Source organism: Bradyrhizobium frederickii, assembly GCF_004570865.1.
GTDB classification, from domain to species: Bacteria; Pseudomonadota; Alphaproteobacteria; order Rhizobiales; family Xanthobacteraceae; genus Bradyrhizobium; species Bradyrhizobium frederickii.
Map to the genome: position 1 here is coordinate 32,295 of NZ_SPQS01000003.1, position 16,104 is coordinate 48,398.

At 65.7% G+C, this 16,104-nt stretch carries 13 protein-coding genes; 11 read left to right on the forward strand and 2 right to left on the reverse strand.

All coding sequences use genetic code 11. The features are described from left to right. Window positions 1-85: 85 nt before the first annotated feature. The 9 genes from E4K64_RS05620 to E4K64_RS05660 all read left to right on the forward strand — a co-directional run bounded on the left by E4K64_RS05620 (window position 86) and on the right by E4K64_RS05660 (window position 13,119). Window positions 86-2,455: a TonB-dependent siderophore receptor gene (locus E4K64_RS05620; RefSeq protein WP_135162573.1), complete on the forward strand. Its 2,370-nt coding sequence runs from the start codon at window positions 86-88 to the stop codon at window positions 2,453-2,455. Between the two features lie 105 nt (window positions 2,456-2,560). Further along, on the forward strand, window positions 2,561-3,691 hold the full coding sequence (locus E4K64_RS05625) for an ABC transporter substrate-binding protein (RefSeq protein ID WP_135162574.1): 1,131 nt from the start codon (window positions 2,561-2,563) through the stop codon (window positions 3,689-3,691). Between the two features lie 64 nt (window positions 3,692-3,755). Beyond that, the gene (locus tag E4K64_RS05630; RefSeq protein ID WP_209311942.1) at window positions 3,756-4,964 is read left to right on the forward strand and encodes an isochorismate synthase; all 1,209 of its coding nucleotides are present in this window, start codon (window positions 3,756-3,758) and stop codon (window positions 4,962-4,964) included. 8 nt (window positions 4,965-4,972) lie between these two features. Further along, window positions 4,973-6,601, forward strand: coding sequence for a (2,3-dihydroxybenzoyl)adenylate synthase (locus E4K64_RS05635; protein ID WP_135162575.1), 1,629 nt, complete (start codon window positions 4,973-4,975; stop codon window positions 6,599-6,601). A 1-nt stretch (window position 6,602) separates the two neighbouring features. Continuing rightward, on the forward strand, window positions 6,603-7,253 hold the full coding sequence (locus E4K64_RS05640; protein ID WP_167771824.1) for an isochorismatase family protein: 651 nt from the start codon (window positions 6,603-6,605) through the stop codon (window positions 7,251-7,253). Beyond that, window positions 7,250-7,507: a phosphopantetheine-binding protein gene (locus tag E4K64_RS05645; RefSeq protein WP_209311943.1), complete on the forward strand. Its 258-nt coding sequence runs from the start codon at window positions 7,250-7,252 to the stop codon at window positions 7,505-7,507. Before E4K64_RS05640 ends, E4K64_RS05645 begins: the two co-directional genes overlap by 4 nt. Further along, window positions 7,504-11,445, forward strand: a complete 3,942-nt coding sequence (locus E4K64_RS05650; protein WP_135162577.1) for a non-ribosomal peptide synthetase — start codon at window positions 7,504-7,506, stop codon at window positions 11,443-11,445. Before E4K64_RS05645 ends, E4K64_RS05650 begins: the two co-directional genes overlap by 4 nt. Continuing rightward, window positions 11,442-12,203, forward strand: a complete 762-nt coding sequence (locus E4K64_RS05655) for a 2,3-dihydro-2,3-dihydroxybenzoate dehydrogenase (RefSeq protein WP_235884561.1) — start codon at window positions 11,442-11,444, stop codon at window positions 12,201-12,203. The genes E4K64_RS05650 and E4K64_RS05655 overlap by 4 nt, the downstream gene beginning before the upstream one ends. Next, window positions 12,196-13,119: an alpha/beta hydrolase gene (locus E4K64_RS05660; protein ID WP_135162579.1), complete on the forward strand. Its 924-nt coding sequence runs from the start codon at window positions 12,196-12,198 to the stop codon at window positions 13,117-13,119. Before E4K64_RS05655 ends, E4K64_RS05660 begins: the two co-directional genes overlap by 8 nt. Window positions 13,120-13,146: 27 nt before the next feature. On the opposite strand, the gene E4K64_RS05665 is transcribed toward E4K64_RS05660, so the two are convergent. Together E4K64_RS05665 and E4K64_RS05670 are read right to left on the reverse strand one after the other, a co-directional pair. Continuing rightward, entirely contained in the window at window positions 13,147-13,899 is a 753-nt protein-coding gene (locus E4K64_RS05665; RefSeq protein ID WP_135162580.1) for an ABC transporter ATP-binding protein, read from the reverse strand. Then, window positions 13,893-14,930, reverse strand: a complete 1,038-nt coding sequence (locus E4K64_RS05670; RefSeq protein WP_235884562.1) for a FecCD family ABC transporter permease — start codon at window positions 14,928-14,930, stop codon at window positions 13,893-13,895. Before E4K64_RS05670 ends, E4K64_RS05665 begins: the two co-directional genes overlap by 7 nt. Window positions 14,931-15,279: 349 nt before the next feature. Between E4K64_RS05670 and E4K64_RS05675 the strand changes: the two genes are divergently transcribed. Both E4K64_RS05675 and E4K64_RS05685 read left to right on the forward strand, forming a co-directional pair. Next, window positions 15,280-15,441, forward strand: a complete 162-nt coding sequence (locus E4K64_RS05675; RefSeq protein ID WP_135162582.1) for a DUF2934 domain-containing protein — start codon at window positions 15,280-15,282, stop codon at window positions 15,439-15,441. A 130-nt stretch (window positions 15,442-15,571) separates the two neighbouring features. Continuing rightward, window positions 15,572-15,913: a DUF2934 domain-containing protein gene (locus E4K64_RS05685; protein WP_235884563.1), complete on the forward strand. Its 342-nt coding sequence runs from the start codon at window positions 15,572-15,574 to the stop codon at window positions 15,911-15,913. The last annotated feature ends 191 nt before the right edge of the window (window positions 15,914-16,104 follow it).

Genomic DNA, 16,104 nt, shown 5'->3' on the forward strand with positions numbered 1-16,104 from the left:
CTCTAGTTCGCCTGCGGGCGCCGTGTCAGTACGGCCTCGTGCGGAAGTTGTTTCCGCAGGAATTCGGGGTCGTGCGGGTTTGAGGATGATGAGGACGTTTCGCGCAAAGTGGTTTCTCCATGTTTCTGTGCTGGTCACCACCGGCCAATTGATCGAAGCCGTCAGCGTCGCGAGCGCCCAGGCCATCAGCAGCACAAACCTCCCGCCGGTCGTGGTCGAGCACTCAAAGCCGCGGCCTGCGCGCAGGACGTCCCACGCAATTCCACCGGCGGCACCTCGCGCCGCGACCGCGCAGCCGAAGCCGGCACCGGAATCCGGCGCGGCGAACGAGACGGCACGCGGACCGGTGCGCGGTGTCGTGGCGCACCGTAGCGCGACCGGCTCGAAGACCGATGCGTCCATCCTGGAGGTCCCGCAATCCATCACCGTGGTGACGAGAGACCAGATGACGACCCAGGGAGTCCGCACCGTCGCCGAGGCGCTGCGCTATGAGCCCGGCGTCGTCTCCGAGACTCGCGTCGGCGACCGCTTCGACGGCGTCTTCATCCGCGGCTTTGGCGGCTTCGGCGCCAACGCGAACTACCTGCATTTCTGGGACGGTCTGCGCCTACCGCGCGGCGTCTCCTACGCCATGCCGTCGATCGATCCCTACCTGCTCGAGCGGGTGGAAGTCCTTCGCGGCCCGGCCTCGGTGCTCTACGGCCAGAACAATCTCGGCGGCATGGTCAATCTGATCAGCAAGAGCCCGACGGCGGCGCCGCAGGGCGAAGTGATGGCGCGGTTTGGCGATCACAACAGAATCGAAGGCGGCTTCGATGTCGGCGGACCGCTGACCAAGGACGGGCAATTGCTGTATCGCCTGATTGGACTTGCCCGCAAAGCCGATACCGAAGTCAACTATACGACAACCGAACGCGAGCTGATCGCGCCGATGGTGACCTGGCGGCCGACGCTCGACACCACGTTCACGTTGCGGGCCGTCCACGATCGCGATCCATCCAGCTATCAGCCAAACACGCTTCCCGCACTTGGCACGCTGCAGGCCAACCCGAACGGACAGATCCCACGCAGCTTCTTTGCAGGTCATCCGAACTACAACACCTACGACCGTACTCAGGATTCGATCGCCTACGAGTTCGAGCATCGCTTTGACGATACGTGGGCGGTCCGACAAAACTTCCGCTACATGAACATATCGAGCGACTTCAAGGCCCTGTCGGTGACCGGGTTTGGCGCCGGCTCGACCTGCGGCGCCGGCACCACCGCCAACCTCTGTCTGGCACGCACAAGCACGCACTATCTCGAAACGCTGCAGGCCGCCGCGATCGACAATCAGGTTGAAGCCAGATTTGCAACCGGTTGGCTGCAGCACACCGTGCTGATGGGAGGCGACTATCAGACATCGTCCGCCGATGCGACCTTCGGCAACGGCACGTCCACCAACGTCAACTATCTCAACCCCAATTACGGTACGATCGTTGCGCCGGCGCTGACGACCCAGACGGTGCAGAATCGCGAGCAAACCGGCGTCTATCTTCAGGACCAGATGCGGCTCGGCAAGCTGGCGTTGGTGCTCGGTGTTCGCAACGACTGGGCGAACGCGTTCTCGGATACTCGGACGATCGCCACCGGCGCCTACACCAATCGCAGCCATCCCTCGGATTCGGCAACGACCTGGCGCGCCGGAGCGACGTATCTGTTCGATAACGGCCTTGCGCCCTATGCGAGCTATTCGACCTCGTTCGAGCCGACCATCGGGACGGACTACACCGGCGCGGCTTTTGCGCCCACGACCGGGGAGCAGTACGAGATCGGCGTCAAGTATCAGCCTACAGGCTTCAACGGCATGTTCATGCTGTCCCTCTACGACATCACCCAGAACAACGTCCTGACGATCGATACGACGCACCTCTATTCCAGCTATCCCGCATGTACGCAGTCCGGCATCTATTGCCAGATTCAGCAGGGTCAGGTGCGCTCCAAGGGAATCGAGCTGAGTGCGAAGGTCTCGCCGCTGCCGGGCCTGGACCTCATCGCAGCTTTTTCCCACAACGACATCGAGATCACCAGGAGCACGCAGGTGGTCAGCGGCATCGCGATCCAGGGCAAGGCGCCCGTCGGCGCTCCCGCCAATACCGCTTCACTGTGGGCAGACTACACGCTCCAGAGCGGACAGCTGGCGGGCTTCGGCTTTGGCGGTGGCATCCGCTATGTGGGTGAATCCTTCGGTGACAACATCAATTCGATGGCGATGGTCGTTCCGGCATACACGCTCGCCGATCTGATGCTGCACTACGATCTCCACGGTCTGTCGCCGCAGCTGAAGGGCTGGAAACTGGCGTTCAACATGACGAACGTCTTCGACAAGACATATGTCTCGGCTTGCGCGTCCTCGACGCAGTGCTTTTACGGCAGCGGCCGGGCGACGATGGGAACGATCAAATATCAATGGTGAGATTGCGTGATGCAATGGTTCGAGGCTGGCGTGCCGGGGTTGGCCTGCGGTGGCGTGTGGCTGTCTGACGAAAGCTGCCGCTGAGATCTCGAAGCTGGAACGATCATGATGGACAAGACGACTTTCCCCGTCAGGGCACGTACCGTTCCGCGAAGGCCGATCGCGGTGATCTCCGCATTGCTGATCGCGCTGGCGATGCCGGCGCTCGCGCATGCCGAGATCGTCCTGAACGACCTCAAGGGGCGGACCGTTACGCTGGAAGCACCGGCGCGCCGTGTGGTGGTGGATGATGGTCGCTTGATCCTCGCGCTCTCGTTTCTGACCGACGATCCCGTCGGCCTCGTCGCGGCCTGGCCGCACGACGTCGATCGCTTCGGCCGCGAGCTCTATGCGTCCTATCGGCAAAAGTTTCCGGCGATCGCGACCTTGCCGAGGTCGGCGAGCAGCGCCCAGGACATGATCGCCGAGCAGATCATCGCCGCCAATCCCGATCTCGTGGTGCTGTCGCTCTATTCGCATCCGGCCGAGCAACAGCTCGAGCAGCTCAAGCAGGCTGGGATTCCCGTCATCTTCGTCGATTTCGTCGCCGATCCCTTCGCCAATTCCGACCGGAGCCTCGACATCCTGGGCAAGGCTGTCGGTCGGCAGGCGGATGCCGACAGGATCATTGCGTTTCGCAAGCACCACAAGGCGTTGATCTCGGCGCGCATCGCCAGGTCGGATCGATCCGGCCGCCCCGTCGTCTTCATGGAGACGCATGCCTCGATGCAGGAGCCCTGCTGCAATTCGCCCGGCACCGGCAGTGTCGGCAAATTCATCGAGTTCGCGGCTGCGCGCAATATCGGCGATATCCTGGCCAGCAAGCCGTTCGGGCAGATCAGCCTGGAATATGTGCTCGCCTCGAAGCCGGAGGTCTACATCGCAAGCGGCGGCGAATACATGGCCAATCGGGGCGGTCTTCTCATCGGTCCGAACTACGACGCGAAGCAGACGCGCGATTCCATGGCGCGGCTTCTCGCCCGGCCGGGCTTTCGCACGATCCCTGCCGCGACGAAAGGGGCGGTCCACGGCTTGTCGCAGCAGATCTTCAATTCGCCGCTCGACGTGCTGGCGCTCGAACTGATCGCGAGATGGACCCATCCGGAGCTGTTTGAGGACCTCGATGTCGAGACGACGCGAGGGACGCTCAACAGCCTCATGGCCGTGCCGCTCACAGGGACCTACTGGACCGACTGACGATCGACGCGGTGGGGCAGGGGCAACCGATATTCCCAATCCACGAAGAAGACTGGAGAGCAGCATGCCGCCCCCCCTGATCTGGATCGACGAACAGGCGTCAACCGAGACCGCCCTCGCCCGTCCGATTCCCTTTGTCATGAAGACGGCTGGGGAGACGTTGCTCGCGCTCGGTCAGATCGCGACGCTGGACGAAGGTCCGCTTGCCGACCTCGCGGCGCGTGCCGCCGGCTTCTTCGAGAAGCGGACGGAGGGCCCGGACGTCCTGGTCGGCGCCCTGCCGTTCGATCCGGGGCGCCCCTCGCATCTTGTCCAGCCCGAACGCGTTCTGCGCGTCCAGGGAAGGCATGACATCGGCGCGATCCCCGGCCTTGACGGGCTCGCATCCGCGAGAGGCGGCGCGGCCGGCATCCTGTCGGTCGATGCGGATCCGGCTGCCGCCGAGTTTGCTCATGCTGTTGCTGTCGCGCTCGGCCAGCTGACCGCGGCGGACGCCAGCTTGCGCAAGGTGGTCCTGTCACGCAGCCTCAAGGTGACGGCGAACCGTGATTTCTCGGCGGCCGACCTGATGCGCAGGCTTTCCGCGGACGACAGCGTTACGGTGTTTGCGACCCCTCTGCCGACCCGCGGGCATCAGCGCCGTAGCCTGATCGGCGCAACGCCGGAGCTGCTCGTCGAGAAGCGGGGCGGGCAGATCTGCTCCCATCCACTCGCGGGCTCCGCGCGTCGCCATCGGGACACGGAGGAGGACCGCAAGGCCGGCGCCGGACTTCTCGCCTCCGACAAGGATCGCCGCGAGCACAAGCTGGTGGTCGAGTCCGTTCTCGATACGCTCGCACCCTATTGCGTCGGTCTGTCCGCGCCCGAGGGCACCTGTTTGAGGGCGACGTCGAGCATGTGGCACCTCGGCACACGTATCGTCGGCCAACTCAAGGATGCCTCGCTGTCGTCGATCTATTTCGCAGGGCTCCTGCATCCGACGCCTGCCGTCTGCGGCCTGCCGCGCAGGCTCGCGCACGACCAGATCGTCAAGCTCGAGCCCTATGACCGGGAGTTCTACGCCGGCGCCGTCGGCTGGTGCGATTCCGCGGGCGACGGACGCTGGCACGTATCGATCCGTTGTGCCGAGATCGAGGGTCGACACGCGCGGCTTTATGCCGGCGCCGGCATCGTGCCGGGGTCCACGCCGGAGGGCGAGCTGGCCGAAACCTCGGCCAAGTTCCGCGCAATGCTCGATGCCTTCGGCATCGATGGCAGCAGGTTCGACGCGTGAGGCCCGCCATGCTCGAACTGAAGCAAGTCTGGCCTGAGGAATATGCTCGGCGCTATCGCGACAAGGGCTACTGGCGCGGGGAAACCATGTTCGGCTTTCTCGAGCGGCGGGCCCGCGAGATTCCCGATCGCCTGGCCGTTGTCGGCGGCGACCAACGCTGGACCTATGCCGGCCTGATTGAACGGGCCGAACGGAACGCCGCTCGCTTTCTCGCGCTCGGGCTTCGTCCCGGCGATCGTGTCGTGGTGCAACTGCCGAACATTCCGGAATTCCTGTCCGTCGTCTTCGGACTGTTCCGCGCCAACCTCATCCCGGTCTTCGCGCTTCCTGCCCATCGCCTCGCCGAGATCTCCCACTTCGTCGAGAGGGCGGAAGCGAGTGCCTATGTCATCGCGGCCGGGGATGGAGATTTCGACTTCCGTGCGCTTGCCCGCGAGGTCAGGGCGCGGGCAAGCGGTCTTCGCCATGTCATCGTGATCGGCGACGCCCAGGAGTTCCGCGCCCTTGATGGCCTTTCCTGCGGCGAGGTGACGTTGCCGCCGCCGCCTTCGGCCTCCGCGGTCGCCTTCCTGCAGATATCGGGCGGCAGCACCGGCCTGTCAAAACTGATTCCGCGTACCCACGATGACTATATCTACAGCTTCCGCGCCAGCGCCGACATTTGCGGCCTGACCACGGATAGCGTGTTCATGGTGGCTCTGCCGGTCGCGCATAATTTCCCGATGAGCTCGCCCGGTGTGTTCGGTGCGCTCTTCGCCGGTGCCCGCATCGTCATGTGCTCCTCGCCGAACGCAGAAGCGGCCTTCGCTCTGATCGAACGGGAGCGCGTCACGATCACCGGCCTGGTCCCGCCCTTGGCGCTGCTGTGGATGCAGGCGGCGGCAACGTCCAGGTACGACGTCTCGAGCCTCGACGTCCTGCTCGTCGGTGGCGCGAAATTCGCGCCCGAAGCGGCGTCCCGCATCCGGGCCACGCTCGGATGCACTCTGCAGCAGGTCTTCGGAATGGCCGAGGGATTGGTGAACTACACGCGGCTTGACGATCCGGAAGAGACGATCGTCAACACGCAGGGCAGGCCGATCAGCCCCGACGACGAGGTGCTGATCGTTGACGATCACGGCAATGCCGTCGCCGACGGGGAGCCCGGCCTCCTGCTCACGCGGGGCCCCTACACCATCCGCGCCTATCACAACGACGATGCTGCGAATGCGCGTGCCTTCACGCCGGACGGCTATTATCGGACGGGCGACATCGTCTCGCGCACGCCCGAAGGCAATCTCGTGGTGCGAGGACGGGCGGGCGACCATATCAACCGGGCCGGCGAGAAAGTCTCCGCCGAAGAGATCGAGGATCATCTCCTGGCGCATCCCGGCGTGTTCGACGCTGCGGTGGTCTCGGTCCCCGATCCCTATCTCGGCGAACGGAGCTGCGCCTTCGTCATACCGCGGGAGCAAAGGCCGAAAATCGCGGCGCTCAAGGCCTTCGTGCGCGGCCGGGGCCTGGCTGAATTCAAGGTGCCGGACCAGATCGTCTTCGTCGATGCATTCCAGACGACGGCGGTCGGCAAGGTCAGCCGCAAGGTGTTGCGTCAGCAGCTTCGCGAGCAATTTCTCAAAACCGTACCGGAGGAGGTCTGACGTGGGGCTGCCGAGAATAGCGAATTACAAACTTCCTTCCGTCGCGGAAATTCCCGCCGCGCGCGCCAGATGGGCATTCGATCCCGACCGGGCCGCGCTGCTGATCCATGACATGCAGAACTACTTCGTCGGCGCTTTCGTGCCGGATGCCTCTCCGATTACCCCCGTGATCGCCAACATCGCGCGCCTGAAGGCGGCAGCCTCGGCGGCGGGCATGCCGGTGCTCTACACCGCGCAGACCGGCGACCAGGATCGCCGCGACCGCGGACTGCAGGCCGATCTCTGGGGTGCGGGAATGAGCAACACGCCGGACCATCAGCCGATCATCGATCCGCTGCGTCCGACGGCAGGCGACATCGTTTTCGTCAAGCATCGCTATAGCGCCTTTCAGATGAGCAATCTCGCCCACGTCATGCAGGTGCGCGGCCGCGACCAGTTGGTCATCAGCGGAATCTACGCGCATATCGGCTGCCTGATGACGGCGGGCGAGGCATTCCAGCGCGATATCAAGCCGTTCTTCGCCGCCGATGCGGTCGCTGATTTCTCGCGCGAGCGCCACGAGATGGCATTGGACTATGTCGCCGCAACCTGCGGTATCCCCTTGTCGGTCGATGCCCTTGTCTCCGCGATGGAGCGGAGGGCAGCCGCATGACGATCCTGCTCAGCCGCGATCTCATGCGCCAGGACATCGCCGCGCTGATCCATATCGATCCGGAGGAGATCGGCGAGGATGACAATCTGGCCGATCTCGGGCTGGATTCGATGCGCGCGATGAATCTCGTGCTGCTTTGGCAGGAGCGGGGGGTGCATCTCGATTTCGCTCGCATGGCCGAGCGCCCGACGCTGGCCGGCTGGTGGCAGCTTGCCCGCCAGTGCATGGACGCAATCATGGAGGCGCGATCATGACGGCACGGACCGCGAGATCCGTTCCCGACCAGCCCGTGCGCGGGCTCGCCTTGACGCAGGCTCAGTCCGGCATCTGGTTCGCGCAGGGCATCGATCCCGGCAATCCCGTCTTCAACACGGGGCATTTCGTCGAAATCGGCGGAAGGCTCGATGTGGCGGCGTTCGAGCGCGCGGTTCGCCAGGTCGCGATGGAGGCGGACAGCCTCGCCGTCCGCATCGCCGGCCAGGACATGCAGATCGTGGAGGAGCGCAATCGGCCGCTGCTTCAGATTGAAGACCTTTCGCGATACGGCGATCCCAGGAGCATGGCCCTTGCGGCGATGCAGAGGGACATGGCCACACCGCTCGACATGGCAAGCGGACCGCTCGCGCGCCAGATGCTGTTTCGCCTCGGCGCGGCCCGCTTCATCTGGTATCAGCGCATGCATCACGTGGTGACCGATGGTTTTGCGACGGGCCTCGTCACGCAGCGCATTGCGGATCTCTATAACGGCTCCGTCGCCGACGAGCCGCCCGGTGCGCCACTCACCCATCACGCGGTCGCTCTCGACGAAGAGAACGCCTATCGGGCATCGGAGCGGGCTGTGCGGGATGCGGCCTATTGGCGCGATGCCCTGCAGGACATGGCCGAGGTCACCGGCCTGGTACCGGGGCTGGCGCGTTCCGCATCATCCTACGGCCATGTCGAAAGCCGGGTCGAGCCGGATATCTGCCGCAGCCTGCTCCGGCTTGCCTCGGCAACGCGACTGTCCTGGGCCGATATCCTGACGGCGCTGACGGGCGCCTATGTCGCCCGCCACGTCAGGCGCAACGAGGTCACCATCGGCGTGCCGTTCATGGGGCGTTTCGGCTCGGCCGCGGCCCGCGTCCCGACGATGCTGATGAACATCTTGCCGCTTCGTCTCGACGTCGATGAAGAGGCCGGGCTGGCCGGATGGCTGGCGCAGGCGGCCGGACGCATCGCGCGCGATCGCCGCCACGGCCGCTATCGCGGCGAACAGATGCGTCGCGATCTCGGCCTGGTTGGCGGTCAACGGCGGCTCTACGGCCCGCTCGTCAACATCCTGCCCTTCGATGCACCGCCCGGGCTGGCTGGCCTGGACACGCGGCTGACCGTTCTCGGAACCGGGCCGGTCGACGATCTCACCTTCACCTTTCGCGGCGACGCGGTCGCGCACAATCTTAGCCTCGAGGTCGATACCAATCCGCTTCTTTACGGAGAGGGCGAGGCGGAGAGCCACGCCAGGCGGCTTGCCGCGTTCGTCCGCGCCGCGGTCGAGGCGGCGCTTGCGGGGCGGCCATTGCGCGATGTCGCGACGGTCACGGATGAGGAGCGTCTCTGGCTGCTCGAGCAACTGAACGATACCGCGCATCCGGTCACCGACAGGACGCTGTCGCAGCTGCTGGACGACAGCTTCGCGACCTTCGCCGACAGGCCTGCGCTCAGCTTCGATGGCCGGTCTCTCACCTACGCCGAGCTTGATCGCCGTACCGCGGCGCTGGCGGAGGCGCTCGCCGCGCGCGGCGCCGGGCGCGATGCGATCGTCGCCGTGACCCTGCCGCGCTCGCTCGATCTCGTCGTGGCGCTGATCGGAATCCTGCGGGCGGGCGCGGCCTACATGCCGCTCGACCTTACTCATCCGCGCGAGCGTCTGGACAGGATCCTGGCGTCCTCGCAGCCGGTTCTCGTCCTTGGCGCCGGGGACAGCCCGCCGCTGGGTGGGCTCGAGACGTTGCCGCCGACGGACTGGCCGACCGCGCCGCACGGTCGCGGCCTTGCGCCGACCGCGGGCGACAGCGCCGCCTATGTGATCTACACGTCGGGCTCGACCGGCGAGCCGAAGGGCGTGGTGGTCGAGCACGCGGCGATCGTCAACCGGCTCGAATGGATGCGACAACATTACGATTTCGGGGCGGACGACGTCATCCTGCAAAAGACCCCGATGACCTTCGACGTGTCCGTCTGGGAGTTCTTCCTCGCCTTCCTTTGCGGCGGACGGCTGGTGGTCGCGCCGCCGGACATGCACAAGGATCCGAAGGCGATCGCGCGGCTCATTCGCGACGAGAAGATCACGACCTTGCATTTCGTGCCGTCCATGCTGTCGGCCTTTCTCGCCGAGCCGAGCTCGCGCGGGCTTTCGGTGAAGCGGGTCTTCTGCAGCGGCGAGGAGCTCACGGCGGATCTGCGCGATCGGTTTCACGCGCGCATGACGGCGGAGCTGCACAATCTCTATGGTCCGACGGAAGCCGCGGTCGATGTCAGCTATTGGCCGGCCGCCGCCGGCGATTCCTCCCGCCCGGTCCCGATCGGCTATCCGGTCTGGAATACGCGCCTTTACGTGCTCGACGACCATCTGCGCGCTGTCCCGGTCGGCGTCGAGGGGCATCTCTATCTCGCCGGCGTCCAACTGGCGCGCGGCTATCTCGGCCAGAGCGAGCTGACGGCGCAACGCTTCGTCGCCGATCCCTTCCGTCCGGGAGAGCGCATGTACCGCACCGGCGATCTGGCGCGCGTTCGCGGCGACGGCGCCATCCTCTATCTCGGACGCTCCGATCATCAGATCAAGCTGCGCGGCCTGCGCATCGAGCTCGGCGAGATCGAAGCCGCGATCCTGTCCCATCCGGCGGTGACGCAGGCGGTGGTTGCCCTGCACGAGGATCGGGCGGGCGAAAAGCGCATCGTCGCCTACGCCACGCTCGAGCGCGGCGAGGCGGAGGGCGACCTGGAGGATGACATTCTCTCCCATGCCGGACGCCTCGTGCCGGAGTACATGCTGCCATCGGCTGTCGTCGTGCTCGACGCCTTGCCGGTGAACGGCAACGGCAAGCTCGATCGCGCAAGGCTGCCGGCGCCGGTCTTCGCAGGCGGTCGCGGCCGGGCGCCTGCCTCCGACAATGAGAAGCTGGTGGCAATGCTGTTCGCGCGGGTCTTGCAGACGCAGGGGCCGTTGCAGATCGACGATGATTTCTTCGATCTCGGCGGCCATTCGCTCCTGGCCGTGGAGCTGATGCTGTGCCTGCGCGAAACGACCGGCCGCGAGCCCGGCATCGGCGTGCTGTTCGAGCACTCCACCATCGGCAGGCTCGCCCAATATCTGGATCGGGGGTCGGCGGGCGAGGGGGCGGGCCTGCAGCCGCTGCTCAGGCTGAACGCGGCTGATCCGAACCGGCCGGCGGTCTTCATGCTTCATCCGGCCGGCGGGCTCAGCTGGTGCTACAACGGACTTGCCCGGGCGCTCGGCGCCGACAGGCCTGCCTGGGGCGTTCAGGCCCTGGCGCTCGACCCGGATGCGCAGGCGCCGCAAAGCTTCGACGACATGGCGCGCGATTATGCGCGTCGCATCGCCTTCATTGCAGACCGCGACAAGATCCACCTCATCGGCTGGTCGGTCGGCGGCATCCTCGCACAGGCCATCGCGGTTCACCTCGCGGATACGGGGCGTGAGGTCGGTGTTGTCGCCATGCTGGATGCCTATCCCTGCGATTGCTGGCGCGATGAGCCGGACCCGGGGCCGGGGGCCGCGCTGAAGGCGCTGCTCGCGATCGGCGGCTACGATCCTGATGCGTTGCCAGATCTGCCGCTGACGCGTCAGGCAGTCACGGCGTTTCTCGCCGAAAGCGGAAGTCCGCTCGGTCGGCTGCCGGCGGCGGCGCTCGACGGCATGGTGCGCGTCGTCGCCGTGAACAATCGCCTGGTGCGGGGGCACCGTCATCGCCGCTACGATGGGCCGGTGCTGCACTTTCGGGCCGCCAAGAACCAGAACGGCCCGCGCCTGCGGCCGGAAAGCTGGATGCCTTACGTCGGATCGCTCGATATCCACGACGTGCCCCTCGTTCATGCCGACATGATCGGAGCGGAAGCCGTGCGCCATCTCGCGCCGGCCTTGAAAGCGGCGTTGCTGGCGCGCGAGGCAGACGGGAAAGGAGGCGCATCGTGAGCGACTTCGAAGGCCGGACCGCGTTCCTGACCGGCGCGGCCGGCGGGATCGGGCTTGCCATGGTCAAGGCGCTGTTGCGGGAGGGGGCGAACGTCATTGCCACCGATCTGGCGGTGGACGCGCTGGCGGAGCTTGCCTGCGACAATCTCCTGCCGCGGCCGCTCGATGTGACTGATAGCGCCGAGGTCGAGCGCCTGATCCAGGACGCCGCCGCTCGATGCGGGGGTATCGATTTCGGTATCAATATCGCCGGCGTGCTGTCGACGACAGCGGTCGTCGACACAAGCGATGCGGAATGGGAGCGCGTCTTCGCCGTCAACACCGCCGGGGTTTTCCACGTCTCGCGTGCGCTCGCTCGCCACATGGCGCCGCGCCGCAAGGGCAGCATCGTCACCGTCAGCTCCAATGCGGCCGGCGTGCCGCGCAAGGATATGGCGGTCTATGCCGCCTCGAAGGCGGCGGCGACCATGTTCACCCGCTGCCTCGGCCTCGAACTGGCCGAATATGGCATTCGCTGCAACATCGTGGCGCCGGGATCGACGCTGACGCCGATGCAGACCGGCATGTGGAGCGACGCGCGCGGCGGCGAGCGGGTGATCGAAGGCTCGCTGGCCAATTTCAAGACCGGCATTCCGCTGCGCAAGCTCGCCACCCCGGAGGACGTTGTCAACGCGGTGCTGTTCCTGCTGTCGGAGAAGGCAGGGCACATCACCATGGCCGAGCTCTATGTCGATGGAGGTGCGACGCTGCATGCATGACAAGGCGCTGAGAAACACGTCAGAGCGCGTGCCGACGGACAGCGACGCGGAGGACATGCGGGCGCTGCAAGCGCTCGTGATGCCGGGCTGCCGGACGTTTGCGCTGCGCGCGACGGAAACCGGGCTGCGCTACGAGATCTTCGTCTATGTTCCGGAGGTCGAACGGCCGGCTCGCGGCTTTCCGGTCATCTATGTTCTCGACGGCAATTCGGATTTCATCACGGTCGCCGAGACCGTGCGGCGCGTCTCCCGGCGTCCGATGGCCACCGGCATCGTTCCCTCGATCGTGGTCGGCATCGGCTATCCCAATACGACCGGATACAATGTCGACCGCCGCCATCTCGATTTTACCCGCGGGCCTGCGGATGCCGGTATGTTTCCGGACAAGGCGACGGATGCCTGCGGCGGCCAGGCCGCCTATGTCCAGTTCCTCCGCAATCAGCTGCTGCCGCATATTCAGGCCTGGCTCGACGTCGATCCGGACCGCCGCATCCTTCTGGGGCACTCCCTGGCCGGCTATTTTGTGCTGGACCTGCTGTCGCAACGGCCGGACATGTTCAACGGTTATATCAGCTTCAGCCCGTCGATCTGGTGGGACAGGGCCGGCCTGTCGAGGACGCTGGCCGCGGCGAGCGCCCTCGCGCGTCCAATCCGGCTTTACACTGCGGTCGGGCGCTGGGAGCAGCAGCTTGCGCCGTGGCAGGCCCTGGAAAATTTCAGTGCGCGCTATCACGAGATCCGCAAGGTTCGCCGCATGATCGACAATGCGCGCGAAATCTCAGGCGAGGTCGGGGCCGTCTTCGGCGCGCTGGCCGGTGTGCGCTTCGAGCTCGGCGAGAATGACGATCATGCAACCATCGTCACGGCAATGCTGTGCCAGGCGCTCCGCTTCGTCGGAGCCGCGCCTTCCGTCTGAGCGCGGACGCCGCGCCTCGGCGTCGCCTCAGACCGGGCCGTCGACGACGACGAACGGCGTGCCGCGCGAGCACGTCTCGACGCGCGCATCGATCCGATAGATGTTGCGCAGCATTTCGGTCGTGATGACCGAGGCCGTCGCCCCGCTCGCCGCCATCTTGCCGTGCGCGATGACGATCGTGTTCTCGCAGTAGCGGAGCGCGTGATTGAGCTCGTGGATCGCGATCATCACGATCATTCCGTTGCGCTTGGCAAGATCGCCGACGAGACCCAGCACCTCGATTTGTCGATGCAGATCGAGCGCCGAGGTCGGCTCGTCCATGAGCAGGACCTCCGGACGCCGGACCAGCGCCTGTGCCAGCGAAACGAGCTGGCGTTGGCCGCCGGAGAGCTCGCCGAGGCCCCGAAACGCCAGATTGTCGATGCGCAATGCCTTCAACAGGCCGTCGATCTGCGCAAGCTCGGCGTCGCTGACGCGCCAGCTGCTGCCCTGCTTGGCCGAGAGCAGGACCGATTCGTAGACGGTCAGAACCGCGTTCGCGCCGGTGTCCTGCGGCATGTAGCAGATCGCCTGCGGTCCGCGCGCGGTGTCGGACAGTTCAACCAGCCCCGGCCCCTTGATCAGTCCGGCGATCCGCTTGAACAGGGTCGACTTGCCGGCCGCGTTGGGGCCGATCACCGCCGTGACGGTGCCGCTTCGAAGCTCAGCCAGCGTCACGTCGGCCAGCACGCTCGTCTTGCCGTAGGAGGCCCCGACGCCCTGGAGCGCCAAGGCTACCATGCGCGCCTCCTGCTGCCGAAGATCAGGATAAAGAAGAACGGGACCCCGATCAGCGCCGTGATGATGCCGATCGGCAGGATCAGGCCGGGGACGAGAGTCTTGCTGAGGACGGAGGTGCCCGACAGCAGCAGAGCGCCGCTGATCGCCGAGGCCGGCAGGAAGAAGCGCTGGTCCTCACCGACGATCATGCGTGCGATATGGGGACCGACGAGGCCGACAAATCCAATCGTGCCGACGACGGACACCGGGATCGCCGTGAGCAGGCTGGCGAGCATCATCACCCGCAGGCGCAGTGTGCGCACGTTGACGCCCATGCTCGCGGCCTTGTCGTCCCCGAGCCGCAACGCCGTCAGCGCCCAGGCGTCCTTCATGAGCCATGGCACGACGAGGACCAGCAGCGCCAGGATCATCGCAACCTTGGCCCAGGTCGCCTTGGCGAAGCTTCCCATGGTCCAGAACACGACCGCCGCAAGGGCCTGCTCCGAAGCCAGGTATTGGAGCAGCGACAGCGCCGCGTTGAAGCTGAACACGAGCGCGATACCGAGCAACACGATCGTTTCGACGCTGACGCCGCGCATGGTCGAGGCCAGGTGGATGAACAGGGCGGCCGCCATCGCCATGATGAAGGCATTGACCGGGACCATGTACGCGACCGCACCGGGAAACAGCGCGATCCCGCCGACGAGGCCAAGGGCCGCGCCGAAGGCTGCCGCCGCCGAGATGCCGAGCGTGAACGGGCTCGCCAGCGGATTGGCGAGGATCGTCTGCATCTCGGCGCCGGCGACCGATAGCGAGGCGCCGACGAGGACCGCCATCAAGGCGATCGGCATTCGGATATCCCAGATGACGACGTGCAATTGGGCCTCCGCGCCGGCGGGATCGAAGATGGCGGACAGCACTTGCCGCAGGGCATAATTGGCGGGCCCGAGCGCCATGTCGCACGCGATGCTGACGCAAAGCGCAAGGCTGAGAAGCGCCAGGATGACAAGCCGACGAAAGACGCGCGCACGATATTGGTCACGTCCCGTCATGACGATTTGGGAGCTTCCTTGGACAGATTGACTCGCCGGTACCATGCAGCTCACGAAGCGGGGATTGACTTGAGGCGGGTCGGACCAAAGGTCCGGTGTCCGTTCTTCATATCAGTGATGGTCTGGCAGCGAGTGGCCTGTTGCTTAGAATGCTTATAAGGAGAGGGCCTGGCGCGCTGCCATACTGGCGGCCCCTGCGTCGTTGCGCTCACCCACGACGAGGAACCCCGCGCGCGCCCGGCGCTTGAATCAGCGGGCCAGAGTCGCCGCCGATTGCTGGCCTGCACGGCCCGCCTCCAAAGCCCCCATGCCCCCCAGGGTGGGCCGTGCGTCACGCGAGGAGGCGCCAGTGTCCGAACCGACCGAGCAAGAGATCAGAGAACGCGCGCACCGCCTGTGGGAGCAGGCCGGCAAGCCTGAAGGCCGCGAGGACGAGTTCTGGCGGGCCGCCGAGCAGGAGCTGCGCAACGAGGACAAGTCCAACACGTTGCGGACGCCGGATACGCTGTGACCGACAAGGCCTGCCCATTCTGCCGGGGTCTGGGATGGCCCTGCGAAAACCATCCGCTCCGGGCCTGGAGCGAACAGCGCGGCGATGCGCGCTGCATCTTGGGGAACAGACCATCCCGGACGGGAATTCAGTGTCTGAGCAGCACGGGCTCCGAAAATATTCCTTTGCCACGGCAGTGTCGGCGGTGGACGAGCAGAAGAAGCTAGAGCACCAGATCGAACTCGCAACGCGAGCGGCCGCGCTCGTCAGGGACGAAACCACCGGGCAGCGCTTCCGAAGCTTTGCCGAGGAGCTGAAGCGAAAGCTCGGTCGCATGATGCGGCGCGGCAAGGTGCGCGCACGCGCCTACGAACTCTGGGAGCAGGCTGGGCGGCCGGCCGATCGCGAACTGGAGTTCTGGCTCGAAGCGGAACGGCAGATCGAGGACGAGCGCGAAGAACGGAAGGGTTCCGACGCGTCCTCGAAGCGATAGCAGCAGTGCTGCGTTGCAATAGTGCCGCCCAGCAACGAAGAAAAGGCCGCCGGGTTCCTCACCCTGGCGGCCTCGAAAAGTCCGTAGCTGTTGATTGCCTCCGCAGCCTTACGCGTACCGCCGTTACCTTGTTTGCGGCCATGCAGGGTGTTTGTAGGCCAGGGCGCGCGATTCGGCTGTGATCTGAAGCA